At 58.1% G+C, this 24,487-nt stretch carries 22 protein-coding genes and 2 pseudogenes; 9 read left to right on the top strand and 15 right to left on the bottom strand.

Annotated elements, in window-relative coordinates:
- Nucleotides 1–153 precede the first annotated feature (153 nt).
- From EC915_RS06900 to EC915_RS06885, 4 genes are all read right to left on the bottom strand, one after another.
- Complete coding sequence (locus EC915_RS06900) at nucleotides 154–399, bottom strand: hypothetical protein (protein ID WP_133749784.1); 246 nt, start codon at nucleotides 397–399, stop codon at nucleotides 154–156.
- A gap of 132 nt (nucleotides 400–531) precedes the next feature.
- Nucleotides 532–1,686: an N-methyl-L-tryptophan oxidase gene (gene solA / locus EC915_RS06895; RefSeq protein ID WP_133749783.1), complete on the bottom strand. Its 1,155-nt coding sequence runs from the start codon at nucleotides 1,684–1,686 to the stop codon at nucleotides 532–534.
- A gap of 1 nt (nucleotide 1,687) precedes the next feature.
- A complete protein-coding gene (locus tag EC915_RS06890) occupies nucleotides 1,688–2,599 on the bottom strand; it encodes an EamA family transporter (protein ID WP_133749782.1) in 912 nt (303 codons plus the stop codon).
- Nucleotides 2,596–3,306 (bottom strand): methyltransferase domain-containing protein, encoded by a 711-nt coding sequence (locus EC915_RS06885; RefSeq protein ID WP_133749781.1) that lies wholly within the window; start codon nucleotides 3,304–3,306, stop codon nucleotides 2,596–2,598. Before EC915_RS06885 ends, EC915_RS06890 begins: the two co-directional genes overlap by 4 nt.
- Nucleotides 3,307–3,986: 680 nt before the next feature.
- Between EC915_RS06885 and EC915_RS06880 the strand changes: the two genes are divergently transcribed.
- Together EC915_RS06880 and EC915_RS06875 are read left to right on the top strand one after the other, a co-directional pair.
- The gene (locus EC915_RS06880; protein WP_133749780.1) at nucleotides 3,987–4,580 is read left to right on the top strand and encodes a PadR family transcriptional regulator; all 594 of its coding nucleotides are present in this window, start codon (nucleotides 3,987–3,989) and stop codon (nucleotides 4,578–4,580) included.
- Nucleotides 4,577–5,347 (top strand): siderophore-interacting protein, encoded by a 771-nt coding sequence (locus EC915_RS06875; protein ID WP_133749779.1) that lies wholly within the window; start codon nucleotides 4,577–4,579, stop codon nucleotides 5,345–5,347. The genes EC915_RS06880 and EC915_RS06875 overlap by 4 nt, the downstream gene beginning before the upstream one ends.
- Nucleotides 5,348–5,441: 94 nt before the next feature.
- On the opposite strand, the gene EC915_RS06870 is transcribed toward EC915_RS06875, so the two are convergent.
- Both EC915_RS06870 and EC915_RS06865 read right to left on the bottom strand, forming a co-directional pair.
- Nucleotides 5,442–6,116: a Pr6Pr family membrane protein gene (locus tag EC915_RS06870; RefSeq protein WP_133749778.1), complete on the bottom strand. Its 675-nt coding sequence runs from the start codon at nucleotides 6,114–6,116 to the stop codon at nucleotides 5,442–5,444.
- A 37-nt stretch (nucleotides 6,117–6,153) separates the two neighbouring features.
- Nucleotides 6,154–6,381 carry a VF530 family DNA-binding protein gene (locus EC915_RS06865; RefSeq protein WP_133749777.1) on the bottom strand — a complete coding sequence of 76 codons (228 nt, stop codon included), beginning with the start codon at nucleotides 6,379–6,381 and terminating at the stop codon, nucleotides 6,154–6,156.
- A 253-nt stretch (nucleotides 6,382–6,634) separates the two neighbouring features.
- Here EC915_RS06865 and EC915_RS06860 point away from each other — a divergent pair, with 253 nt between their 5' ends.
- Entirely contained in the window at nucleotides 6,635–8,665 is a 2,031-nt protein-coding gene (locus tag EC915_RS06860; RefSeq protein WP_133749776.1) for a TonB-dependent receptor, read from the top strand.
- Nucleotides 8,666–9,366: 701 nt separating this feature from the next.
- A complete protein-coding gene (locus EC915_RS06855) occupies nucleotides 9,367–11,787 on the top strand; it encodes a glucose/quinate/shikimate family membrane-bound PQQ-dependent dehydrogenase (RefSeq protein WP_133749775.1) in 2,421 nt (806 codons plus the stop codon).
- Between the two features lie 390 nt (nucleotides 11,788–12,177).
- Here EC915_RS06855 and EC915_RS25150 read toward each other — a convergent pair.
- From EC915_RS25150 to EC915_RS06840, 3 genes and pseudogenes are all read right to left on the bottom strand, one after another.
- Nucleotides 12,178–12,276: pseudogene (locus tag EC915_RS25150) on the bottom strand (DUF3034 family protein); the annotation flags it as partial.
- A 13-nt stretch (nucleotides 12,277–12,289) separates the two neighbouring features.
- A complete protein-coding gene (locus tag EC915_RS06845; protein ID WP_133749774.1) occupies nucleotides 12,290–14,629 on the bottom strand; it encodes an EAL domain-containing protein in 2,340 nt (779 codons plus the stop codon).
- Nucleotides 14,626–15,201, bottom strand: a complete 576-nt coding sequence (locus EC915_RS06840) for a methylamine utilization protein (protein ID WP_133749773.1) — start codon at nucleotides 15,199–15,201, stop codon at nucleotides 14,626–14,628. Before EC915_RS06840 ends, EC915_RS06845 begins: the two co-directional genes overlap by 4 nt.
- Before the next feature lie 80 nt (nucleotides 15,202–15,281).
- Between EC915_RS06840 and lon the strand changes: the two genes are divergently transcribed.
- Complete coding sequence (lon, locus tag EC915_RS06835; protein WP_133749772.1) at nucleotides 15,282–17,699, top strand: endopeptidase La; 2,418 nt, start codon at nucleotides 15,282–15,284, stop codon at nucleotides 17,697–17,699.
- Nucleotides 17,700–17,904: 205 nt separating this feature from the next.
- A complete protein-coding gene (locus EC915_RS06830) occupies nucleotides 17,905–18,297 on the top strand; it encodes a protease inhibitor I42 family protein (RefSeq protein ID WP_133749771.1) in 393 nt (130 codons plus the stop codon).
- An 8-nt stretch (nucleotides 18,298–18,305) separates the two neighbouring features.
- Here EC915_RS06830 and EC915_RS06825 read toward each other — a convergent pair whose 3' ends face one another.
- Nucleotides 18,306–18,563, bottom strand: a complete 258-nt coding sequence (locus tag EC915_RS06825; protein WP_256658672.1) for a LysR substrate-binding domain-containing protein — start codon at nucleotides 18,561–18,563, stop codon at nucleotides 18,306–18,308.
- Between the two features lie 14 nt (nucleotides 18,564–18,577).
- On the opposite strand from EC915_RS06825, the pseudogene EC915_RS06820 reads away from it, so the two are divergent.
- The 3 genes and pseudogenes from EC915_RS06820 to cmoB all read left to right on the top strand — a co-directional run.
- Nucleotides 18,578–18,904: pseudogene (locus EC915_RS06820) on the top strand (hypothetical protein); the annotation flags it as partial.
- Between the two features lie 84 nt (nucleotides 18,905–18,988).
- Nucleotides 18,989–19,732, top strand: a complete 744-nt coding sequence (gene cmoA / locus EC915_RS06815; protein ID WP_133749768.1) for a carboxy-S-adenosyl-L-methionine synthase CmoA — start codon at nucleotides 18,989–18,991, stop codon at nucleotides 19,730–19,732.
- Nucleotides 19,729–20,688 carry a tRNA 5-methoxyuridine(34)/uridine 5-oxyacetic acid(34) synthase CmoB gene (gene cmoB / locus EC915_RS06810; protein WP_133749767.1) on the top strand — a complete coding sequence of 320 codons (960 nt, stop codon included), beginning with the start codon at nucleotides 19,729–19,731 and terminating at the stop codon, nucleotides 20,686–20,688. Before cmoA ends, cmoB begins: the two co-directional genes overlap by 4 nt.
- Before the next feature lie 90 nt (nucleotides 20,689–20,778).
- On the opposite strand, the gene pdxJ is transcribed toward cmoB, so the two are convergent.
- The 5 genes from pdxJ to EC915_RS06785 all read right to left on the bottom strand — a co-directional run bounded on the left by pdxJ (nucleotide 20,779) and on the right by EC915_RS06785 (nucleotide 24,407).
- On the bottom strand, nucleotides 20,779–21,525 hold the full coding sequence (pdxJ, locus tag EC915_RS06805; RefSeq protein ID WP_133749766.1) for a pyridoxine 5'-phosphate synthase: 747 nt from the start codon (nucleotides 21,523–21,525) through the stop codon (nucleotides 20,779–20,781).
- Nucleotides 21,526–21,597: 72 nt separating this feature from the next.
- On the bottom strand, nucleotides 21,598–22,287 hold the full coding sequence (gene recO / locus EC915_RS06800; protein ID WP_133749765.1) for a DNA repair protein RecO: 690 nt from the start codon (nucleotides 22,285–22,287) through the stop codon (nucleotides 21,598–21,600).
- Between the two features lie 161 nt (nucleotides 22,288–22,448).
- The gene (gene era / locus EC915_RS06795) at nucleotides 22,449–23,351 is read right to left on the bottom strand and encodes a GTPase Era (protein ID WP_133749764.1); all 903 of its coding nucleotides are present in this window, start codon (nucleotides 23,349–23,351) and stop codon (nucleotides 22,449–22,451) included.
- Nucleotides 23,344–24,033: a ribonuclease III gene (gene rnc, locus EC915_RS06790; protein ID WP_133749763.1), complete on the bottom strand. Its 690-nt coding sequence runs from the start codon at nucleotides 24,031–24,033 to the stop codon at nucleotides 23,344–23,346. The genes era and rnc overlap by 8 nt, the downstream gene beginning before the upstream one ends.
- Nucleotides 24,030–24,407 carry a DUF4845 domain-containing protein gene (locus EC915_RS06785; RefSeq protein WP_133749762.1) on the bottom strand — a complete coding sequence of 126 codons (378 nt, stop codon included), beginning with the start codon at nucleotides 24,405–24,407 and terminating at the stop codon, nucleotides 24,030–24,032. The genes rnc and EC915_RS06785 overlap by 4 nt, the downstream gene beginning before the upstream one ends.
- Between the last annotated feature and the right edge of the window lie 80 nt (nucleotides 24,408–24,487).

The raw sequence follows: 24,487 nt of genomic DNA, 5'->3' as shown, positions 1-24,487 counted from the left end.
CCAGCCAAGGGAGTTCGAGTTCCCTACTGTTATTGAGGTCACCGAGTTTTAGCGATATGCCAGCGCTTGAAAATCCCCGTACAGGGATTACGACTCAACTCTGCTCATAAAGTCGATCCAATGGAATACTGCACATTATGCTGGCGGCACCCCTTACCCGGACGAAAACTGTGCGCGCACCATGCGCCCAATTCGCCTTTTCAAAACGATGGACGTGAAGCGCCAAAGGGGGCTGCGGCCCGCTATAAAGCTGGCATGCGGCAGAAAAATCGGTTCGATTTTGAGGTCAATCGCCTTCTGACGACGGAGATAATTGAGCACCATGAAAGCTTGTTCACGACGCCGATATTGCTCCCGTAGCAGAACATTACTCAGTGTGGTTTGCTGGATGCGTTGCATATAGTCACCCAGTTCAATTTGTCGCTTCTGCTCTGCGGCAATCTGAGCTGAAAAACGGGATAAAAGCGAGCTGCATGTTTTCAAACGCGAACCGCAACAGCAACCAACGGCTCAATCGATTAACCGCACAGGTCACCGAGCGCCTTTATCAAAACGCTCTACGGCGAACATTGGGGCCATTTCGGCAAACGGTTCTCCTTGCACTGCACGGGCCATGTAATCACCGATTTCGGGAGCGAACTTAAAACCGTGACCGGAGCATGCAGAAACGTAATACACACCGGGTACCTCCTTGGATTCGCCCATCAAGAACGACTCGTCAGGACTCATTGTGTAAATACATTTTTTCGATGCGTAGGGCTGTGCCAACAGTCGAGGGAATAAGGAAGCTACGCACTCAGCCATTTCATCAGTGAAAGCTTTGTTTACAGGCAGTCGCTGATTAGCCAGATCCAGCTCGCTCTGCTGGTGATTATGAAAGCCAATTTTGATACCGGGCTCTGATCGGTCAATCTGCGGTGTACCGTAAAGCAGCCGGCCATCGTGGAGTTCATATAGAAACGCCGGAAAATCAGTAAAGTGCTGTTCTTGTCTATGCTTATAATTGAACCAGTAAATCGGAACACTGCTTGGTCGTACGATGTCGGCAAGATCCGGTATCAGTGGACCCGCCAGTGATGCACCTGTAGCTAGTACTACCCGATCCGCTTCAATAGTCTGCCCGTCCGAAAGTTGCAAACTCAAGCGGCCGGCAACCCGCTCGATCTTTTCCAACCGACACCCATAACGCAGCTGCGCACCGTTGAGAACCGCTTGATTGAGCATTTCGAGTCGAACATCGTCACCGGCAATGGTATACGCGCCTTCTTCAAAAACAGCCTCCCTATTCGAAAGCAGGTTAAACGCAGGAAAGTCTTCGGCAACTTGGCGTGCCGTCATCTGACGGTGGGCCACTCCACCCGCCTTGGCCGTGGCTGCACTTTTAGGTACAACACCTGATTGCACGGGACCAATGAATAATCCTCCAGTGAAATTCAATAATCGACGATCAGTTAACGCCTGTAATTGACGCCACCCCTTATCTGCTCGTTTGAGAATGGGTAAATAACCCCCCTCCCAGTAGGCCTGGCGAAAAATTCGCGAGCCCCCATGGGACGATCCAAGTAAATTAATCGGCGCACCCGAGTCCAGTCCAAGAACGCCAATGCCCTGCTGCGATAAACGCCACAACGATGCGCTACCCATGATCCCCATGCCAACAACGACCGTGCCAAAATTTTGAGGCATTTTATGCAACCCCCTTGACTCTCAAGAGGTTCTTGAGAAGTGGTTCTAAAATCACAAGCAGCAATGCCAGTGCGATGGTGGCAAACGCAAGAAATGTACCTATGGGAACTGCTTGATCGTAGAAAATGGCAGCTACGCAAAACTGAGTCAGTGGAAGAATGAACTGTAATAATCCCATGGCACTCAGAGGCAAGCGTTTTGCAGCGAATGCAAACAGCGCCAAAGGAATCAACGAAACCAGGCCACAGCCAATAAGTAACGACCATGCAGTCAACGTCAGCCCTTCGGGTACCGTCAGCAACCCATCAAAATATAAAATCGAAGCGCCAACCAAGAACGTCAGTAACAAGGACTCCACGAACAACCCACCCATAGGGGCTAGACGAGTCATTTTTTTCAACCAGGCATACATCCCCCACGTCAAGCCGATAATGAGGTATATGCGATAATCCAAACCGGACGCGCTCAAAAATAGAAACAGTATGCTCAATACAACCAATGCCAGAGCACTGCCCCTCATTACTGAGATAGGTTCCCGGTAGAAAACCAGGCCCAGGCCGATTTCAAGCATCGGAGCGATCAGGTAGCCAAGTCCGCTCTCCAGAACCCGGCCGTGGATGGACGCCCAAATGAAAGTACCCCAGTTGCAGGCCACCAAAAGCGCCGCAGCGCCATGCAGCAACAGGTCTTTCAGTTTAATTGTTAGCAGCAGTGGCTTTAGTTTCCTGAAAGCGGCCAACACCAAGGTCACGCACATCAGCGAAAAAAGTACCCTATAGCCCAACAAGGCGATTGATGACAGTTCACCAAGAGCCTTCCAATAGAGTGAAGACAATCCAAGTAGCAGATTAGAAGTTATCGCCGCTACTAAACCGGCCCTAGTTTCGATGCGCGTAGACTTCTTGATGATCATGTACTCCGTGGAGTGAACGCGAGTTCGATTATTTCATACGACCACATCACCTCGCCCTCTTCAGTGAAGCGGCAATAGGCGAGGCCATTATTCACCCACTGAGTTATTTCCTGCCGGATCAGCGGTTGCAGCGCACGCCACTGTTCCGTGTAAAGAGCTAACGGGAATTCGTGGCGCTCGCTCAGCGACCAATCACATTGGTATCGGCCATCCTGTACTTCGCACATCTCTTTCAGAACCGCATCAATGCCCACCAATGAGTTCAGCCCGATAATTACCTTTCCCCCTGGCTTCAAATAGTTCGGGACTTGCTCGAAGAAGCGTCTTAGTGTGCGTTCACCATAAAACATCGCTTCAATAGCTAGCCCTTGTGTGCCATCGCTGGTTTTTAATGCCTCAAGAAACGTTGCGGATGGTGTCTGCCAGCCCGGCGGATTGAACAAGATTACGTCGAACTCTTGCCCCGCCTCGATGCCGGTAAACAAATCACACTGTAGGAAACATATACGCTGGCCACCCAGGCTCTGGAACTCGTTGAGTTGAGCTACTTGAACGGCCTCCGCAGATATGTCGGTAGCTGTAACATCCTGTATTCCGAGCTTACGCAAAAGAAGCAAGTGCACTCCACTGCCTGTTCCTACATCAAGAAAACGAGTGTTTAGATACTGCCTTCCGAAGCGTTTAGTTAGAAAATCCCCGAATGCCATCTATAACCTGGCTATACCGAGGAAAAACAGCGCGCCATCTTGGCGCAAGCCGTTCACGCATTAAAATTTTTATATATTTAGAAAGTAAAACATAAACAGCACTTAAAAAACATAGACTTACTGCGAGCCATGCATTCAGAGACCATCTGGGTGCTGTGCATTTTCTGATGAATATCAGCATGTGAGTTAAGATCCTTCTGATTAATACATCCATACCCGCAAGGTCGTACATCGTTGCCTTTGACGAAAACTTTCTACTTCGGACCGAGTCTTCCGCCGAAACTTTAGATTAGCAATAACATATTTCAAAATATTTCACTGTGTGTTTTCTTCAGCAGCTTAATCTGGCCAGTGGATTATCCCGAGATGAGGGAAAAACCTACTCAACTCACCAATAACATACTGTTCTCGATTGATTTTATTTTTCGGTCAGGTGCTGCACCCAGCTTCCGCTTTCCGGACGAGCGGTAACGGATAGTTTTGGCCCTCATGGGCAGACAGGAAGGTCAGCGAAGAGGGGCAGCTTGCTTTTTACCTGGCTTGCTAGGTGCCACAAGGATGGCCCTGCACACGCATCACCCGAGACCTGCATCACCAGAACCGTTCGTCTTAACGCCTCTTGCAGACACATTAAGATATATCTTAAGGTATATCTAACTTGTAACGAGAGATGAAGAAAGATGAGAGACCACTCACACGATCACCCCCACCACCCTCGCCCTCACTTCGGTGACCATGGCGACGGTCGCGATGGATTTGAAAAACGTACAGGTCGCGAACGCGGTGGACGCGCGCCTCGGGTGTTCGCCCCCGGCGACCTGAAACTGCTGCTTCTGGCGCTGATTGCCGACCAGCCTTGCCACGGCTATGACCTCATTCGCCAGATCGAAGGTTTGTTCGACGGGGCCTACAGCCCCAGCCCCGGCGTGATTTATCCGACCCTGACCTTTCTGGAAGAAAGCGAGCTGATCGCAGGCGATGCAGAGGGTGGCAAGAAGCGCTATCAAATTACTGAAGCCGGTCAGCGGCACCTTATCGAGCAGGCCGTGGCGCTGGACGGCGTGAAGATGCGCATCGATGTCAGCAAACGCTCGTTGCGCGGCCACGACCGCCCGCCGGAAATTCACGAGGCGGTGCACAACCTGCGCCATGCACTGCAGATGCACCACGGTCGCTGGAGCCCGGAAGAAATCATCCGCGTGCGCGACCTGCTGAACGAAACCGCCAAAGCCGTCGTCGATGGCCCACACAATCCATCGGAGAAGTGTGTATGAATTCGCAGCAATCGATCCACCGCGTCAGTCACGAAATCAAACGTCGCAAGCTGGAGGTGTTGCGCGTCACCGATATCACCCCGCGCATGCGCCGCGTAACGCTGCACGGGCCGGAGCTGAGCGGTTTTATCAGTCTGGGCAGTGACGATCACGTCAAGTTGCTGTTCGCCACCACGCCGCAAGAACAGGTTGCACTCGACAACTTCGTACCCAGCCCCAACGCCGAAGGACCGCGCCCTGCAATGCGTGACTACACACCGCGTCGCTATGACGCCGAGTCAGGCGAGCTGGACATCGATTTCGTGCTGCACGGCCACGGTCCGGCGGCAACCTGGGCGGCTCAGGCTCAGGCCGGTCAGTTTCTGCATATCGCCGGCCCGCGTGGTTCGATGATCGTGCCGGATATGTTCGACAGCTATCTGCTGATCGGCGACGAAACGGCTCTGCCTGCCATCGCCCGCCGTCTGGAGGAGTTGCCTGATAATCGTCGCGCCTTGGTGGTGGTCGAGATCGAAGACACCGCCGAGCGTCAGGCGCTGACGAGCGCGGCACAGGTCGAGGTGATCTGGGTAGTGCGTGGCGAACAGGACCTGCTGGAAGTGGCCCGCCAATTGACGCTGCCTGACGGTGATCTTTACACGTGGGTGGCGACTGAATCGGCACTGTCACGCAAGGTTCGTCGGGTACTGCTGGACGAATTCAAGCTCGATGAGGCCAAAGTCAAGGCCGCCGGATACTGGCGGCTGGACGCGACAGACGAGGCATAATCGGCGCGCCCTTTATCAGGCGTGATCGGGCTCGCATGGAGTGGATTCGGCGTCTTCAAGCGTCTGACTCGCGACTCGCGGCTGGCGGGTCAGCTCACTCCGGCAGGTGCCTGTTACGGCGGCGAGCGCCGAATTTGTCGATCAACAGGATCACCAGGCCAATCCCCACAAACCCCGCCAGCACCCCGAGGGCGTTGACCAGCGCCTTCGCCACGCCCAACGTGCCGATGTCCAGAAACGGGTAGAGATAGTCACCAAACACGTGCCCGCGCAGTAGCACCCAGATGAAGTAAAGCGCCGGATAGAGCATCCACGCCAGCACATGTTTGAACCCCAGCACGCCTTTGGGCAGGAACAGCCACCAGTAGCCGAAAAACACCAGCGGCATGACGTCGTGCAGAAGTTCGTCAGCCAGTCTCTGCCAGCCCTGCGGCGTCCATAAATGCCGCAGCAGCAGGTTGTAGGCGATACCCACCAACAGAATGCTGGTGGTAATGCCCGCGCAGACCACGGGCGATCTGAAGAACCGATGCCCCGCTGAATGCCGGTCTGTGATGGCGCAGCTCAACGCCACCGCCACCAATGTATTGGTCACTATCGTAAAGAAGCTGGAAAACCGCACCAGACCGCCTACCACGCTGGCCTGCTCGACCCACCGCCCCCACAGGATCAGGTACAGCTGCACCGCCAGTGCGAGCCAGCCAAGCAGCGCCGCCACAGCGGCATAGCGCTGCTGGGCGCACGCCAGGTGCAATGTTTTCCCCGGCATCTGGCTCAACGCTCGGTGAGGTTAAAACGTGCTGCGATCACCAGCGTTTGGTCCGAGCGAGCTTGACGTACAAGGCCTCGACCTTCTCTCGCGCCCAAGGCGTCTTGCGCAGAAACGTCAGGCTCGACTTGATGCTCGGGTCGCTCTTGAAGCAGCGAATATCGACGCGCTCCGCCAGCCCCGACCACTCGTAATGCTCGACCAGCGCGTTGAGGATCTGCTCCAGCGTCACGCCATGCAGCGGGTTGTTGTTGGGTGTGGTCATGCCGGGCCTTTTGCATCTGATGAAGAGGGACGCTCTCGCGTGGTGCGCACCTTAACGGAGGCACGCAAAGGTGTGAAGACCTGGCACCGTTCTCTTGCTTGCCATCATGGACGGCTTCCTGCGGGGACGGATTCATTCGCCAAGCATGGTCGTCGTCATGCAACAGTTTCCAAAATGATTGCATTTTTGTTGTTATGTTATAACAATTCGAAAACTAAATCTTTGAGTCTCACCCTGCCAAGGAAAATGCTGCATGTCCCGTCCATCCAAATCTTGCGTCTGGCGACTGACGCCGCTGGCCACTGCTTTGCTGATCGCCTCCCCGACTTACGCCATCGAACTTGAACAACAGACCATTACTGCCAACCCGCTGGGCAGCAGTCAGTCGGCATCCCCCAGCACGGTACTGACCGGCGATGAGCTGACGCTGCAGCAAAAGGGCAGTCTCGGCGAGACATTGAACAAACAGCCAGGCGTGTCTTCGTCCTATTTCGGCCCGGGCGCCAGTCGACCGATCATTCGTGGCCTGGATGGTGATCGCATTCGCCTGCTGCGCAATGGCGTGGGCGCGCTGGACGCTTCATCGCTGTCCTACGATCACGCCGTGCCGCTGGACCCGGTCAACGTTGACCGCATCGAAATCGTCCGCGGCCCGGCGGCCCTGCTCTACGGCGGTAGCGCCATCGGCGGCGTGGTCAACACCTTCGACAACCGCATCCCGACCGAAGCCATCGAAGGCATCCAGGGTGCAGGTGAACTGCGCTACGGCGGCGCCGACACCACGCGCAGCAGTGCAGGCAAACTGGAGGCCGGCAACGGTACGTTCGCCCTGCACCTGGACGCCAATGCCCGTGCATTCAACGACCTGAAAATTCCCGGCTACGCGCGTACTGCCGACGAGCGCGCCCGCGATTCTGATGGTAATGACAAAAAGCACCGCCTGGGCAACAGCGACGGGCGTCAGGATGGCGGCGCCATTGGCGGGTCTTACACCTGGGAGGATGGCTACGCCGGGCTCTCGTACAGCAACTACGACGCCAATTACGGATCGCCCGCCGAGCAGGACGTACGCATCCGCATGAAGCAGGACCACTACGCCTTCGCCTCGGAAATCCGCAACCTCTCGGGACCGTTCAGTTCGGTCAAGCTCGATGCCGGTTACACCGAATACAAGCACATGGAGATCGAGGACGGAGAAGTCGGCACCACGTTCAAGAACAAGGGTTACGAGACCCGGGTCCAAGCGCGGCATCAACCCATCGGCCCGCTCAATGGCGTGATCGGCGCACAAGTCACCCGTAGCGAATTTTCGGCTCTGGGTGAAGAAGCTTTCGTGCCGCAGACCGCTACCGACGCGGGTGCGCTGTTCATTCTCGAAGAATTGCAGGCCACCGAACGCTTGAAACTCAGCCTGGGTGGTCGTCTGGAGCACACGACCGTCGCCCCGAACAGCAAGGGCAACGAACGCTTCGTCAATGCCGATCGCTCCAGCCGTTTCACCGCAGGGAGTCTTTCATCCGGTGCGGTGTATACGTTGACCCCGGTCTGGTCGCTGGCGGCGACGCTTGGGTATACCGAACGCGCCCCGACGTTCTACGAGCTGTATGCCAACGGCGCCCACGTCGCCACCGGCACCTATGAAGTAGGCGATGCCAGTCTGTCGAAAGAAAAAGCCGTCTCCAGCGACTTGGCGCTACGTTTCGACAATGGCACTCACAAGGGCAGCGTTGGTGTGTTCTACAGCCACTTCTCCAATTACATCGGCTTGCTGGGAACTGGCCGTACGCTGAACGACGACGCTGAGGAAGACGCGGATGGCATTCCGGAATACACCTACTCCGGTGTGCGCGCACGCTTTGCCGGATTTGAGGCGCAGGACCACTGGACACTGGGCGAAAGCCGATACGGAAAATTCGCTCTGGAGCTGTCAGGCGATTACACCCGCGCCAAGAACCTGAACACCGGCGAAGCCCTGCCGCGCATTGCCCCGCTACGCTTGAACAGCGGCCTGCTGTGGGCGCTGGACAAATGGCAGGCGAGAATCGACGTCGAGCATGCAGCGTCACAAGGGCGCGTGCCGGACAACGAGACCGGCACCGACGGCTACACCACGCTGGGCGCCAGCGCCGGTTACACATTCAACGTGGGTGGGAGTCAGTGGCTGGCCTTCGTCAATGGCGAGAACCTGACCAACCAGACAGTACGTTATGCCAGCTCGATCCTGCGCGACATCGCACCGGCGCAAGGGCGAAGTATCGGGGTCGGGTTGAGGACCACGTTCTGACGCTCTTAGCATGACAAAGGCGTGAACACCGTCTGGAGGCGCTGGCTTGCTGGCCAACCGAGGGTTTGGCGACGAATGGGTTGCCTGACCTGATGCATTCGCCAGCAAGCCGATTCCTACAAGCTGGAGCACATTTTACTCTTCATCTGTACGCCTTCTGTAACGGTACATTCCGCTCGCAAGTCAAATAATTCGCTTATCCCCTATAAAAGCTAGGGGATAACGTCATCCCGCATGAGTGCAACTGTTACCAAAGCGGCAATGATTCATGTTGAAAATTCGACTTTTTAAAAGATTGTTAGGGCCCTATCATCGCCGCCCTAAACGCTGGATCGCTTGAAGCGTTTGTCGTTCATCCCTCGACGTCTTCCCAGAAACTGACGCGAACAGCGCTGCCCTTGCCGCCCGATAACTCGAAAAGAATTCACTGCCTTATGCCAAGCCATCCGAAATGTCGCGATTTCAGGCGACAACATCAGCCACGAGCGCATTTCAGATCAGTTCATCTACTGGGGTGTACATCCGGTCGATGAGGCGCTGGCGTTCAGATTAAAGATTCAATTTTCGTTCTGATCGGCTTATTTAACCTTTCTGTATCGCATTTCAGGAACTAGCGTTCATGAAGCGGATTCAAACGGTTCGAGTCGACAAAACGAAAAAGAACAAGCGTCAACCACTTAATCGTTACGGAGTACAACACTATGAGCACTGACGGTGCTTTCGGTAAGGGTCGCCTGCTCCCGAGCTTGCTCGGGCTGGTGATTCTGATCATGGGCCTGGCCTTATTGGCCGGGGGTATCAAACTGCTGACACTGGGCGGGTCGCTGTACTACCTGCTGACCGGGATCGGCTTCATCCTCACCGGCGTGCTGCTGATCATGGGCCGCCGTTCGGCCCTGGGTCTGTTCGCAGTGGTGCTGTTTGCGAGCACGGCCTGGGCCTTGTGGGAAGTCGGCCTGGATTGGTGGCAGTTGGTGCCACGTCTGTCGCTCTGGTTCGTACTGGGCATCGTCATGCTGTTGCCCTGGTTCCGTCGCCCTGTGCTGCACGGCCAGCCTGGCGGTTTGCCAACTGTGGCCTTGAGCATCGCGGTGGTACTGGCCGGTCTGACGGCAATTGCCAGCCAGTTCACCAGCCCGGGTGAAATCAAAGGCACCCTGGACCGTGATGATGCAGGTGTCGCGTACGATCCCCAGCCAATGCCCGATGGCGAATGGCAGGCTTATGGTCGCTCCGAGCACGGCAATCGCTACTCGCCGCTGAAGCAGATCACGCCTCAGAACGTCGGCAAGTTGCAGGAAGCCTGGCGCATCCGCACTGGCGATCTGCCGAGTGCTGAGGACCCGGTCGAGCTGACCAACGAAAACACCCCGCTGAAGGTCAACGGCATGGTCTATGCCTGTACGCCGCACAGCAAAGTGCTCGCACTGGATCCAGACACCGGTAAAACGATCTGGTCGTATGACCCGCAAATTTCCAAAGAAGGCGCCAAAAACTTCACTGGCTGGGCGCATATGACCTGCCGTGGGGTTTCTTACTACGACGAGGCGACCTACGCCAAATCCGAGGTAAGCGCACCTGCTGCCGCGCTGTCGGCTGCTGGCACTGCCATCGCTACTTCCTGCCCGCGTCGCCTGTACCTGCCGACTGCCGATGCGCGTTTGATCGCGTTGAACGCCGACACGGGTAAGGTCTGCGAAGACTTCGCCAACAAAGGCGCCATCGACCTGCGCACCAACATCGGCCCGTTCACCGCCGGTGGTTACTACTCCACCTCCCCCGCGGCGATCACTCGTAACCTGATCATCATCGGCGGGCACGTGACCGACAACGAGTCGACCAATGAGCCGTCCGGGGTGATCCGCGCCTATGACGTGCACGACGGTCACCTGGTGTGGAACTGGGACGCCAACAATCCGGACGCTACCACGCCGATCGCGGCCGACCAGTTCTACTCGCGCAACGCACCGAACATGTGGTCGCTGGCCAGCGTCGACGAGAAACTGGGTCTGGTGTACCTGCCTTTGGGCAATCAGATGCCTGACCAGTACGGCGCCGACCGTACGCCTGGCGCCGAGAAGTTCAGCGCAGGTCTGGTGGCACTTGATGTGAACACTGGCAAGGTGCGCTGGAATTATCAGTTCACCCACCATGACCTGTGGGACATGGACGTACCGAGCCAACCAACGCTGATCAATCTGAAAACCAAGGATGGCGTGAAGCCAGCCGTGATTCAGCCGACCAAGCAAGGCAGCCTGTACGTGCTGGACCGTCGCGACGGTACACCGATCGTGCCGATCGACGAAGTCCCTGCGCCGACGGGCGCCGCTCAGGGCGACCACACCTCGCCGACTCAGGCACGCTCGCAACTGAACATGCTGCCACCTGAGCTGACTGAAAAGTCCATGTGGGGGGCGACTGCCTTTGACCAGATGCTGTGCCGCATCCAGTTCAAGGAACTGCGTTACGAAGGCCAATACACACCTCCATCCGAGCAGGGCAGCATCATCTATCCGGGCAACGTGGGGGTGTTTAACTGGGGCGCCGTTTCTGTCGATCCGGTTCGTCAGCTGATGTTCACCAGCCCCAACTACATGGCCTTCGTGTCCAAGCTGGTGCCACGCGCCAAAGTCGACGCCGGCAGCAAGCGTGAAAGCGAAACCAGCGGCGTGCAGCCAAACACTGGCGCACCCTACGCGGTGATCATGCACCCGCTGATGTCGCAGATCGGTATGCCGTGCCAGGCGCCTTCGTGGGGTAACGTTGCGGCGGTCGACCTGACCACCAACCAGGTGGTGTGGAAGCACAAGAACGGCACCAGCCGCGACAACACGCCAGTGCCAATCGGCCTGCCGGTGGGTGTTCCAAGCATGGGTGGTTCGATGGTGACCGCAGGTGGCGTTGGCTTCCTGGCCGGTACGCTGGACCAGTACCTGCGCGCCTATGACGTGAAAACCGGCAAAGAGCTGTTCGCTGGACGTCTGCCAGCAGGTGGGCAGGCGACGCCGATGACCTATACCGGCAAGGACGGCAAGCAGTACGTGCTGATCGTTGCAGGGGGCCATGGTTCGCTGGGGACTCGCATGGGGGATTACATCATTGCCTACAAACTGCCGGAGTGATTTGGCCGGACAGGTTTTGAAGTAGCGCAGTAGAGCGAAAAGGCGGTCATCGTGAGGTGACTGCCTTTTTTGTGGGTGGTTTTGGGGGACGGGCTTCTGTGTGTATATCCGTTAGCGGGTCGATGTATAGAGTGGCTCCGCTTTTACAACGGTTCACTTTTGCCAAAAACGCCCCAAAAGTAACCAAAACCGCTTTGCTCCTGGCTTGCCCGACTGCGTCGGGTTCCCTCATACAGGCCGCGATTGTGTCGTATGGGCTGGCGCGCACGAAGATCAAAGGCAGGATCAGGATTTGACGATTGACTCAATCCCTGCAGGATCTGCTGGAGCTGTGCGACAGCCGGGGAAGGCTGGTCTTCCATCGCATTGATAAGGTTTTCTACCAAAGCACAGCAGGGCCACCGAGCCCTCCTTCAGCACACTGTGGGTGTCACGATGATCGCCACCAAAGCCCAGCAAACCGGTTTGGTTAGCCCGACTGTAGCGCAGCCGCCGTAGGCCATCAGATCGGTAAGCTGCGAGCCTTGGCCATCCAGGCCTCGAACGCCGTAGCCGTGAGCGGCAGGCTGATCAGGTAACCCTGCGCGGTATCGCAATGCCAGCGCTTCAGCAAGCGCAGACTGTGTTCATATTCGACACCCTCGGCAACCACCTTGAGGCCCAGGTTGTGGCTCATTTCGATGGTTGAACGGACGATCACCGCATCCTCGCTGGTCTCGTCCAGATTGCGCACGAAAGATTGGTCAATCTTCAGTTCCTGCACCGGCAAACGTTTCAGATGCGCCAGCGACGAATAGCCTGTGCCGAAGTCATCCACTGACAGGCTGATGCCGCACCCACGCAGACGATTGAGCACTTTCAAGGCATGCTCAGGCTCGCGCATGACCGCGCTTTCCGTGATCTCGAATATCAGCTGCTCGGCAGGCACCCGATACAGCTTTAGCAGGTCCGAGACGCGAGGTGCCAGTTCGTCGCTGAGCAGGTCATCGGCAGAAATGTTCACCGAAAGCTGTATATGCAGACCTCGATGGTTCCATTCGGCGAGCTGACGCATCGACTCTTCCATCACCCAGCGAGTGAGTATCTGGATGCTGCCCGTGCGCTCGGCCAGAACGATGAATTCTGCTGGCGAGACGTTTCCGAACTGCGGGTGCCGCCAGCGCAGCAACGCTTCCGCCTGACGTACCACGCCGTTGCGGATGTCCAGCTTGGGCTGGAAGTGCAGCATCAGTTCGCCATTGCGCGCAGCATGCCGCACGTCGCGAATCAGGCTGATCTGCCGCTGGTGCGCAAGGTCGCTGCCGTCTTTGTAGACCTGCAGGCGACCCGGCAACTGCGTGGCGTCCTGACGTGCGATGGATGCGCGCGTGACCAGCTCTGAAGGCGAATCACCGTTGGCCGGGTATGCCGCGATGCCGATGCAGATATCCAGCGAAATATCGTGATCAATGACCCGCTGCGGCTTGCGCAACAGCCGTTGCAGACTGTCCGCAACCGCCACTGCGCTGTCGGTGCCTGCGTTGTGCAGCAGCAGAAATTCGTTGCCCGAAAGACGCGCCACTGTATCGCCGAGGCGCAGCGGTAATTGCAACTGGCGACCGAGGATTTGCAATAGCTGCTCCATACCTTCCGGGCCGATGCTGTCATTGATGGAGCGAAAATTTTCAATCCCCAGATACAGCAGAGCCACGGGGCGCCGGGCGGTAATCGCACTGCCCAGACGCTCCATGACCAACGCCCGGTTGGGCAGCCCGGTAAGCCCGTCGTGCAGGGCATTGTGTGCCAGTTGCCGCTCGCGCTCGGCAATCCCGCTCTGCATCAAGTTGATGGCACCGGCGAGCAACCCCAGCTCGTCTCTACGCGCCAGCGCCACCGGGGTGCTGTAATCGCCTTTGCCGATACGCTCGGCAGCCGCCGCCAGGGCCTGCACCGGTAGCGAAACGCTGCGCGCCAGAAGCAAGGTCCCGATCAATGACCCCGCCATCGCAATCACAGTGATCCAGAACAGTTTCTGGTCCAGCGGAGCGAAAGCCTGCATGGCCTGATCCAGCGGACTCTGTAATAAGGCAACGACCTGATCGCCATCGCCGTCGCCGGTATTGCCAAGGCTCAGACGTTCGCTCAGAAAGCGCTGGTGAGCATGCTCGGTCATCTGCATCGGGTCACCGGTGCGACTTAGCATCACACTGCGAAGGCCGTCATGAAGGGGTTGCGGCTGAGTACTGATGATCTGGCCGGGCAATTGATGAACGACCGAAAGAAAAGAAACCTGCAAGCCGCTGAGCGAACGCAGCTCCTGCGCCAGATCATCGTCCATGCTGAATCCCATGACGACCCGCGCAATCTGCAGCGGCGCCAGCACGACGCTTTCGACCAGCAGATGCGGTTTGCCTTGCAAGGGCACGATCAGCATCGACTGATTGCGCGATTTCAGGTCGCGCAGCGCTTGGGTATAAGGGAACGGCGAGCCTTCGGGAATCTGTGCCAGGGTGCTGGACAGCACTTTGCCATCCATGTCCAGCAAGAACATGTCATTGGCGTTGATGCGGGCACCATGATTGATCAGCGCCGAGTGAATCGTCGCCGCATCTGCCGAAGCCACCGCCTCCCGAAACCCGAAGTCGGTGGAGAGCAATTGCACAGCATCGCGCAGGCGCTTGCCGCGCATTTCCAGCAAGCCCTGGAAAACCCGCGTGCCAACTTCCAGCTGCGCCCGGGCTTGCTTGCGAACGGCGTCTTGGGTCGCAGCCCTCACGGCGATGAACACGGCCGAGACCACGATCAATAGCAGGATGATCAGCACACCTGCAATGCGTGCCTGAAAGCTAGTGCGTAATTTCATCTATGGGCGGCTTTATTGAAGGCACCGCCGAACGCACTGGGCGGCGGCGCTGCGGGCATTTGATCACCTTTGGGCTGCACGGCAATGCTCAAGCGCTGATGCAGGCCCGCGGCCGGAGTGTCGATTTCGCCTCTTGGCACAGGCGGCATCTTGGGTGCCTGTCGGTGCCACAGTGTCGCCACAGAGTGGCCTTCAGACAGTGGATCGAGCGTTAGCAAACCTTGGTCATTGCTCACGCCGAACCAGGGATCGTCGGTTACATAAACATAGCCCAACATCCCGTCATGGATATTGCAGCACAGCACAACCACGCGCAGCTTGTCGAAGAGCACAGGATCAGACGACGTGCCGCCATGAAGACGCAATTCGAAACGTTTTGCCGGAGAAAAGAAGTACACCTGGCGGCGGATGTTGTCACTGTTGGGGAATCTGATCTGAGTGCCCGTCCGTATGGCGAGTACATGAGGAGCAAAGCGCTGATCGCGCGGGTCCATGTCCGCTCTGGGCGCAGGATCAGGTTTACCGGCCGGCCTCTGAAGAGTCAATACGGCATCGCTCAATGGCGTGCCTATTCACCGCTATCGACCACAACTATTGAAACCTGAGCACGCCCGCCCCATCTAAGCCTCATCTCCATTTATGCAGGTGCCCCATGAGCGACCAGCAAGCTGACTCCAATCACCCGTCCGATGACGGCGATCACGAACACGAAGTCATCGGCTCAGATCACAAACGCCTCGCCCTGCCTGGCCAGAACCTTCCGGACCAGGTCTACATCATCCCGATTCACAATCGTCCGTTTTTTCCGGCGCAGGTCCTGCCGGTCATCGTCAACGAAGAGCCCTGGGCTGAAACGCTTGAGTTGGTGAGTAAATCGGATCACCACTCCCTGGCACTGTTCTTCATGGACACGCCACCGGACGACCCTCGTCACTTCGACACCAAGGCGCTGCCTGAGTACGGCACGCTGGTGAAGGTGCACCACGCCAGTCGCGAGAACGGCAAGTTGCAGTTTGTCGCCCAGGGGTTGAGCCGCGTACGCATCAAAACCTGGCTCAAGCATCATCGCCCACCGTTTCTGGTGGAAGTCGAGTACCCGCACCAGCCCAACGAGCCCACCGATGAGGTGAAGGCGTACGGGATGGCGCTGATCAATGCGATCAAGGAACTGCTGCCGCTTAACCCGCTGTACAGCGAAGAGTTGAAAAACTACCTCAACCGCTTCAGCCCGAACGACCCATCGCCGCTGACTGACTTTGCAGCCGCCCTCACCTCGGCCACCGGGGTCGAGCTGCAGGAAGTGCTCGACTGCGTGCCTGTGCTCAGGCGCATGGAGAAGGTGCTGCCGATGCTGCGCAAGGAAGTCGAGGTCGCGCGCTTGCAGAAAGAAATCTCCGCCGAGGTAAACCGCAAGATCGGCGAGCATCAGCGCGAGTTCTTCCTCAAGGAACAGCTCAAGGTCATTCAGCAAGAGCTGGGCCTGACCAAAGACGATCGCAGCGCCGACATCGAACAGTTCGAAGAGCGACTGGCCGGCAAAACCCTCCCGCCGCAAGCCCGCAAACGCATCGATGAAGAGTTGCACAAACTGTCGGTGCTGGAGACCGGGTCACCGGAATACGCGGTCACTCGCAATTACCTGGACTGGGCCAGCTCGGTGCCGTGGGGCGTGTTCGGCCAGGACAAGCTGGACCTTAAGCACGCACGCAAGGTGCTCGATCAGCATCACGCCGGGCTTGACGATATTAAGAGCCGCATCCTCGAATTCCTCGCGGTTGGCGCCTACAAAGGCGAAATCGCTGGCTCCATCGTATTGCTGGTCGGCCCGCCGGGGGTGGGTAAAACCAGCGTCGGCAAATCCATCGCTGAATCCCTTGGCCGTCCTTTCTATCGCTTCAGCGTCGGCGGCATGCGCGACGAAGCAGAAATCAAGGGCCACCGTCGTACCTACATCGGCGCCCAACCGGGCAAGCTGGTGCAGGCGCTCAAGGAAGTGGAAGTGATGAACCCGGTCATCATGCTCGACGAGATCGACAAGATGGGCCAAAGCTATCAGGGTGACCCGGCCTCGGCGCTGCTGGAAACCCTGGACCCGGAACAGAACGTCGAATTCCTCGACCACTATCTGGACTTGCGCCTGGATTTGTCCAAAGTGCTGTTCGTCTGTACCGCCAACACACTGGACTCCATCCCCGGACCGTTGCTGGACCGGATGGAAGTGATACGCCTGTCCGGCTACATCACCGAGGAAAAACTCGCCATTGCCAAACGCCATCTGTGGCCCAAGCAGTTGAATAAGGCCGGCGTGTCGAAAAACAGCCTGACCATCAGCGACAGTGCCTTACGTGCCGTGATCGAAGGTTACGCACGCGAGGCTGGTGTGCGGCAACTGGAGAAACAGCTGGGTAAACTGGTGCGCAAGGCTGTAGTCAAGCTGCTGGATAACCCAGATTCGGTAGTGAAGCTTGGGCCTAAGGATCTGGAGGCCTCGCTGGGGATGCCGGTGTTCCGCAGCGAGCAGGTGCTGTCCGGCGTCGGCGTGATTACCGGCCTTGCCTGGACCAGCATGGGCGGCGCTACCTTGCCCATCGAAGCGACGCGGATCCACACCCTCAACCGCGGCTTCAAGCTCACGGGGCAGTTGGGCGATGTGATGAAAGAATCCGCAGAAATCGCCTACAGCTACGTGAGTTCGAATCTGGCGAAGTTTGGCGGCGATAAAGCGTTCTTCGACGAGGCCTTCGTTCACCTTCACGTGCCGGAAGGCGCAACACCCAAAGACGGTCCAAGCGCAGGGGTGACCATCGCCAGCGCATTGCTCTCGCTGGCGCGCAACCAGGCGCCGAAGAAGGGCGTGGCCATGACCGGTGAGCTGACCCTGACAGGGCACGTACTGCCGATTGGCGGCGTGCGCGAGAAGGTTATTGCGGCGCGGCGGCAGAAGATCTTCGAGCTGATTCTGCCCGAGCCGAACCGGGGCAACTTCGAAGAACTGCCCGATTACTTGAAAGAAGGCATCACGGTGCACTTCGCCAAACGCTTCTCGGACGTGGCCAAGGTGCTGTTCTAAGCAAGGCGCTGGCTCTCACAGACGCATCAAAGCCTGTGAGCGTGAGCGTGCTCGAGGGGACATCCGTGCAGTCGATGGATTCATCGGTTGCACTGCCACTTTCGCCAGCACCCTCGCCTCACAGCGCTGGTTCCCGCACACCCGGTTAGCATCCCCCCCATCTTCGGTTATGCTCGGTCATCTGTTGCCTACGACCGGAGCCTCCATGACCCCTGCCCGCCTGCTTGCCCCGCTCAGCCTCGCCCTGCTGGCCGCCTGTGCCCAACAGCCGAAACAGATCGTGTCGCTGGAAGATCAGAAAGACTGTCCGATCACCCTCAAGACCGGTCAGACCCTGATGCTCATGCTCCCCAGCAATCCCACCACCGGACACCGCTGGCTGATACAAAACCCCGCCCCTTCGATCCTCAACGCGTTGGGCCCGGAAGTGTTCAACGCTTCGCAAGACGACGGCATGGTCGGAACCTCGGGTCAGTCGGTCTGGCGCTACAAGGCTGCCACTGCAGGCACCGGCCATCTGCTAATGGTCTATCAACAGCCGTGGGCGCCAGAAGTGCGGCCAGAGCGCACCTTTGACTGTGCGATCACGGTGAACTAGCAGGCGCCTCATCGCTGTTCTGGCGGGGCAAAATACGCCACCGCCGCATCGATAAAACACCTGAGCTTGGCGGTTCGCTGCCGGTCGACCGGGCAAAGCAGGTGCATTTGCTGCGCCGGGATTTCAAATTCCCTTAATAACGGCGCCAGCTCGCCTGCCGCAATGGCTGGCTGCAGGAAGTCCGCGGGACCTTGCAACACGCCGAATCCATCGATAGCTGCGGCTAACAGCGCCTTGCTCTCAGTGATCCGCAGCCGCCCGCTCACCTGAACATTCCACAGACTTGCTCAGCGATGCTCGCACACAAGGTGCAGAGGACCGCCGCGCGCTGCCAGTTGCCAGCGACGATGCAGCCGCCACTCAGCAGGTTGCGGAACTGCTCAACCAGATAGACTTCGATGCCGTGGACGCAGGCGGCCTGGATGACAACTGGCGTTTTGAACGGGCCAAGCCTGCCTATTGCGCCCGGCTTGACAGCAAGGGCCTGACGCAAGCACTGGCTCAAGCGCAACGGGACATAGAGGTGGAGCTGGGGTCCTGGCAGCATAGATGCGTGGTTTCCCGCCGTGGTCAGGGAAGATTGCGGTCAGGGATCGGCGAACGATGAGATGAGGTTTCGGCTTCGCGGCACAATTGGCTAAAATGCCGGACTTTTGGTTTTATCCATCTCGCCCTCTCCATCGGAATCGCCGTGAGCCAACAACCCGACCGCCTATTTGCCCAGCCCCTGTCGCAGGTGCCTGACTTCGCTTTCAATGAGGACGTGGTGCGGGTGTTCCCGGACATGATCAAGCGTTCGGTGCCGGGCTATCCGACCATCGTCGAGAATCTCGGCGTGCTCGCGGCGCAGTTCGCGCAACCCCACAGTGTTCTTTATGACCTGGGCAGTTCGCTGGGCGCAGTCACACAGGCACTGCGTCGCCATGTACGTACCGAAGACTGCCAGGTGATCGCCATCGACAACTCCACCGCTATGGTCGAGCGTTGCCGTGAATACCTGAATGCGCAGGATTCGATGTTTCAGGAGCTGCTGCCGGTTGAAGTCATCGAAGGCGATATCCTTGCCTTGGCATTTCAACCTGCTTCGGTGGTCGCACTGAACTTCACGCTGCAATTCATCGCCCCTGATCAACGTCTGGCGCTGCTTGGCCGTATCCGTCAGTCGTTGATGCCAGGAGGTGCGCTGATCCTGTCCGAGAAACTGCGTTTCGACGACGGTGAAGAGCACGCTCTGCTGACTGACTTGCACATGGCCTTCAAGCGCGCCAATGGCTACAGCGACCTGGAAATCGCCCAGAAGCGCAGCGCTATCGAAAACGTCATGAAGCCCGACAGCCTCGATCAACACCGCCAACGCCTGCTGGCCGCCGGATTTTCCAAAGTCGTGCCCTGGTTCCAGTGCCTTAATTTCGCCTCCCTGATTGCCCTGCCATGATTGATCTCTCGCCTCTGGTCCGCCGCCTTGCGGGCACACCGCTGTATGCCTGGGCCCAAACGTTGCAGGCCCAACTCGACGCGAAGATGGAGAAAGGCCACGGCGACCTGGAGCGCTGGCAAGGCGCCTTGAATGCTCTGCCCGACATCCTGCCGAGTCGGGTCGACCTCAAGAACGATTTCATCCTTCACGCCGAGTGCGATGAGGCAACTGGCCAACAGACCCGCGCAGCACTGATGGGCCTGTCGCCGTGGCGCAAGGGGCCTTTCGATGTCTTTGGCGTACACATCGACACCGAATGGCGCTCGGATTGGAAATGGTCGCGGGTGTCGCCGCATCTGGACCTGGTCGGAAAGCGCATTCTGGACGTTGGCTGCGGCAACGGTTATTACCAGTGGCGCATGCTTGGGGCCGGGGCCGACAGCGTAATAGGTGTCGATCCGAACTGGCTCTTTTTCTGCCAGTTCCAGGCCATGCAGCGTTATCTGCCTGATCTGCCTGCATGGCATCTACCGTTCGCCCTGGAGGACCTGCCTGCGCGGCTTGAAGGTTTCGACACGGTGTTTTCAATGGGCGTGCTGTATCACCGCAAGTCGCCTATTGATCACCTGCTCGCGCTCAAGGATTGCCTGGTAAAGGGGGGCGAACTGGTCCTGGAGACCATGGTGGTCGAAGGCGACGTGCATCAGGTACTGGTGCCGGAAGATCGCTACTCGCAAATGCGCAATGTCTGGTTTTTGCCATCAGTGCCTGCGCTGGAACTGTGGCTGCGCCGTGCCGGTTTCGTCGATGTGCGCTGCGTGGATGTCAGCACCACGACCATCGAAGAACAGCGCAGCACCGAATGGATGCGGTATCAGTCGCTGAGTGACTTCCTCGACCCGAACGATCACAGCAAAACCATGGAAGGGCTGCCCGCGCCACGCCGTGCAGTGATTGTAGGGCGCAAAGCATAAAGCCGATTTGCTGGCGAGCCCGGGGAGTCAGCCTGATTTTTCCAGTGCTGACACCCCGCCGCTCGCGGGCAAGCACGCTGCGACAGCTTGCTAGGCTTTGGAGGCAGCCGCCAGAATCAATGCCTTCATTTCCGACACCGCTGACTTGAAACCTACGAACAGCGCATGCGCCACCAGCGCGTGGCCGATGTTCAGTTCATTGACACCCTTGATCGCTGCGACTGCTTCGACGTTGTGGTAATGCAAGCCGTGACCGGCGTTGACGATCAGGCCGTGGCTTAGACCAAACGCCACACCGTCGGCAATCCGCTTGAGTTCATCCGCCATTTCGGTCGGCGTGTGGGCGTCGGCATAACGGCCGGTGTGCAGCTCAATGGCAGGGGCACCGATACGCGCCGAGGCTTCGATCTGACGCTCGTCAGCATCAATGAACAGCGACACTTCGCTGCCGATGGCGGACAGACGCTCAACCGCAGCCTTGATCCGTGCTTCCTGGCCGGCGACGTCCAGGCCACCTTCGGTGGTCAGTTCCTGCCGAGTTTCCGGGACAAGGCAGACGTGCGCGGGACGAAGGCGCTCGGCAAACGCGATCATCTCTTCGGTCACGCCCATCTCGAAGTTCATGCGTGTCTGCAGTACATCCTTGAGCAGCAGTACATCACGCTCCTGAATGTGACGACGATCTTCACGCAGGTGAACGGTAATGCCGTCGGCGCCCGCCTCTTCGGCGTCCAGCGCAGCTTTCACCGGGTCGGGATAACGGGTACCACGGGCCTGACGCAGCGTTGCCACGTGGTCGATGTTTACGCCGAGCAGAATGCGGGGGCTGTGGGTCACTTCGTTCTCCTGAAAACTGATCTGAACAGGCGACTCGCGCCTGCGGCTGAATGACAAATGTGGCCTTTGCCATCAAGGCTTGCGAAACAATTCCCGGCTCACCAATGGGCGACCGCCAAGGTGCACGGCCAGCGCCTGACGCATCAAACGTTTGGCTGCCGACAAAGCGCCTGGCGCGTTCCAATCTGCCTCGGACATGGCTCTGAGCTCAGCCCCCTGAAACAGACCAGGCTGGAACAGATACACGCGCTCAAGGCCGGCGTCCACCTGCAGGCGGTACATGCCGTCGACCGCCAGCGGCTCGCCGTTGATATCCGCATCAAGGGCGAAACCGTAACCCAGGTCGTCCAGCAGACGCCACTCAAAGGATCGCAACAGGGGTTCAAGCGCGCGCCCTTCGGCCAGGGCCATCAGGGTTGCGGCGTAATGCTCGAAGACCCCGGGATGCGGATCTTCGGCGGGTAACAGGCGAATCAGCAGCTCATTGAGGTACAGGCCGCTGAATAATGCTTCGCCTTCAAGCCATGCGGCAACGCCTGAGCTTTCCATCCTGCCAACGTTCTTGAGTTCACCCTTTCCACGAAGCTCGACTTCCAGCGGCACGAAAGGCCTGGCCAACGTGCCCGCCTTGCCACGCGCGCTGCGCAACACCGCCCGCAAACGGCCCTGGGGGGTGAGGAAATCCACCAGCGCACTGGTCTCACGGTATGCCCGGGAGTGCAACACGTAAGCAAGCTGGCCGACTGGCGGGGTTGGGGACATTTCGATCTCGTTGGAAGAACGCGCTTTTACAAAGACCGTAAAACTGCTGTGGGAGCGAGCTGGCTCGCGAAGGGAGCGTACCAGTCAACATCACTGCTGAATGCTACCCCTCTTCACGGCTCAGCTCGCTCCCACATTTGGCCGGGGTACTGCTTGATGTGTTACAGGTCGCCGTAACCCAGCGAACGCAGGGCGCGCTCATCGTCGGACCAGCCGCCTTTGACCTTGACCCAGAGATTGAGCATCACTTTGGAGTCGAACAGCACTTCCATGTCACGGCGGGCATCGGAACCGATGCGCTTGATACGCTCGCCCTTGTCGCCAATGATGATTTTCTTCTGACCATCGCGCTCGACCAGGATCAGCGCATGGATGTGCAAGGTCTTGCCCTGCTGCTTGAATTCTTCGATCTCGACCGTGATCTGATACGGAAGCTCGGCACCCAACTGCCGCATGATCTTCTCGCGTACCAGTTCGGCAGCCAGGAAACGGCTACTGCGATCGGTGATCTGGTCTTCCGGAAAGAAGTGATCGTTTTCCGGCAGATACTCGGCAATCACTCTCTCCAGCGCTTCGAGGTTATGGCCGTGCTGCGCTGAAATCGGCATGATCTGCGCGTTCGGCAGTTGCTCCTGCAACCAGGACAGGTGCGGCATCAGATCAGCCTTGTCCTCGATGCGGTCGGTCTTGTTCAGGGCAACGATCAGCGGGCCGGTCACGTACTGCACACGCTCCAGCACCATCTGGTCCTCTTCGGTCCACCGGGTGCGGTCCACTACGAAGATCACCACATCGACGTCTTTCAACGCCGCCGAAGCGGTCTTGTTCATGTAGCGGTTAAGCGCCTTGTCACTGTTCTTGTGCATGCCGGGCGTATCGACGTAGATCGCCTGCACGGCCCCTTCGGTCTTGATGCCCAGCATGTTGTGGCGAGTGGTCTGCGGCTTGCGCGAAGTAATCGCCAGCTTCTGGCCGAGGATGTGGTTCAACAGCGTCGACTTGCCCACGTTTGGCCGGCCGACGATGGCGACGTAGCCACAGCGTGTTGCAGTTGAATCAGTCATTACCATTCTCCACGCCCAGGGCGATAAGGGCTGCGGCCGCGGCTACCTGTTCGGCAATGCGACGGCTGACACCTTGTCCCCGGCTTTTTTCATTCAATAAGGTGATCTCGCATTCGACGAAAAACGTTCGGCAATGCGGTTCGCCCTGGATGTCCACCACTTCGTAACGCGGCAAGTCACAGGCGCGCGACTGAAGAAACTCCTGCAGTCGGGTTTTCGGATCCTTGTTGGTATCAACCAGCGTCAGGCTTTCGAACTCGGTGGCCAGCCAGGCCAACACGCGATCACGAGCGGTATCCATCCCGGCATCCAGATAGATCGCACCGATCAGCGCTTCGAGCGCATCGGCCAGAATCGACTCGCGGCGAAAACCGCCGCTCTTCAGTTCACCGGACCCCAATCGCAGGTACTCGCCCAGATCGAAACCACGGGCCAGCAGGGCCAGGGTTTCACCCTTTACCAAGCGTGCCCGCAGGCGCGATAACTGGCCTTCACGGGCTTGGGGGAAGCGCTCGAACAGCGCCTCACCAGCCACGAAATTGAGGATGGCATCACCGAGAAATTCCAGACGCTCGTTGTTGCGTCCGGCGAAACTGCGGTGGGTCAGGGCCAGAACCATCAGGTCCTGATCCTTGAAGGTATAGCCGAGCTGACGCTCCAGGCGACTCAATGACACACTCACGGCTTACTCACGCTGAATTCGCGGTCAAACTTGACCACCAGATCAATGTTCTGGATCAGTGGCTCACGTTGTTCGTATTTCAAATGGGCGAAGAACCTGTTGTTCTCCGTCGTCACACTTAACGCCTTGTTCAAATCTACATCCCGAATGTTATTGACCTGCATGCCCTTGGCCACATAGTCATGAAACTCGCTACTGTTGCTGATATCCGCCGTCCGGTCCGTACCGGCGGCCTCGATGATCTTCTTCAGTGACATATAGTCGAGGTAATGCGGCACCACTTTGGCGGCGGTGCTCGCGATAAATGCAACGACGGCCAGCGTCACCAGCCATCCAGTGAACGACAAGCCTTTTTGCGAACCGGCAGAAGTCATGTGTGCCCCCAAGAGTAGTCTGTCCCTGCTGTCTGCAAGATGAACCACGCAGCCTAGTCCGCCGAAATGACATACGGCGC

It is taken from the genome of Pseudomonas sp. LP_7_YM, from assembly GCF_004364435.1.
Classification (GTDB): Bacteria; Pseudomonadota; Gammaproteobacteria; order Pseudomonadales; family Pseudomonadaceae; genus Aquipseudomonas.
Note: the sequence above shows the minus strand (reverse complement) of the source record. Positions and strands in the feature narration are given on the sequence as shown.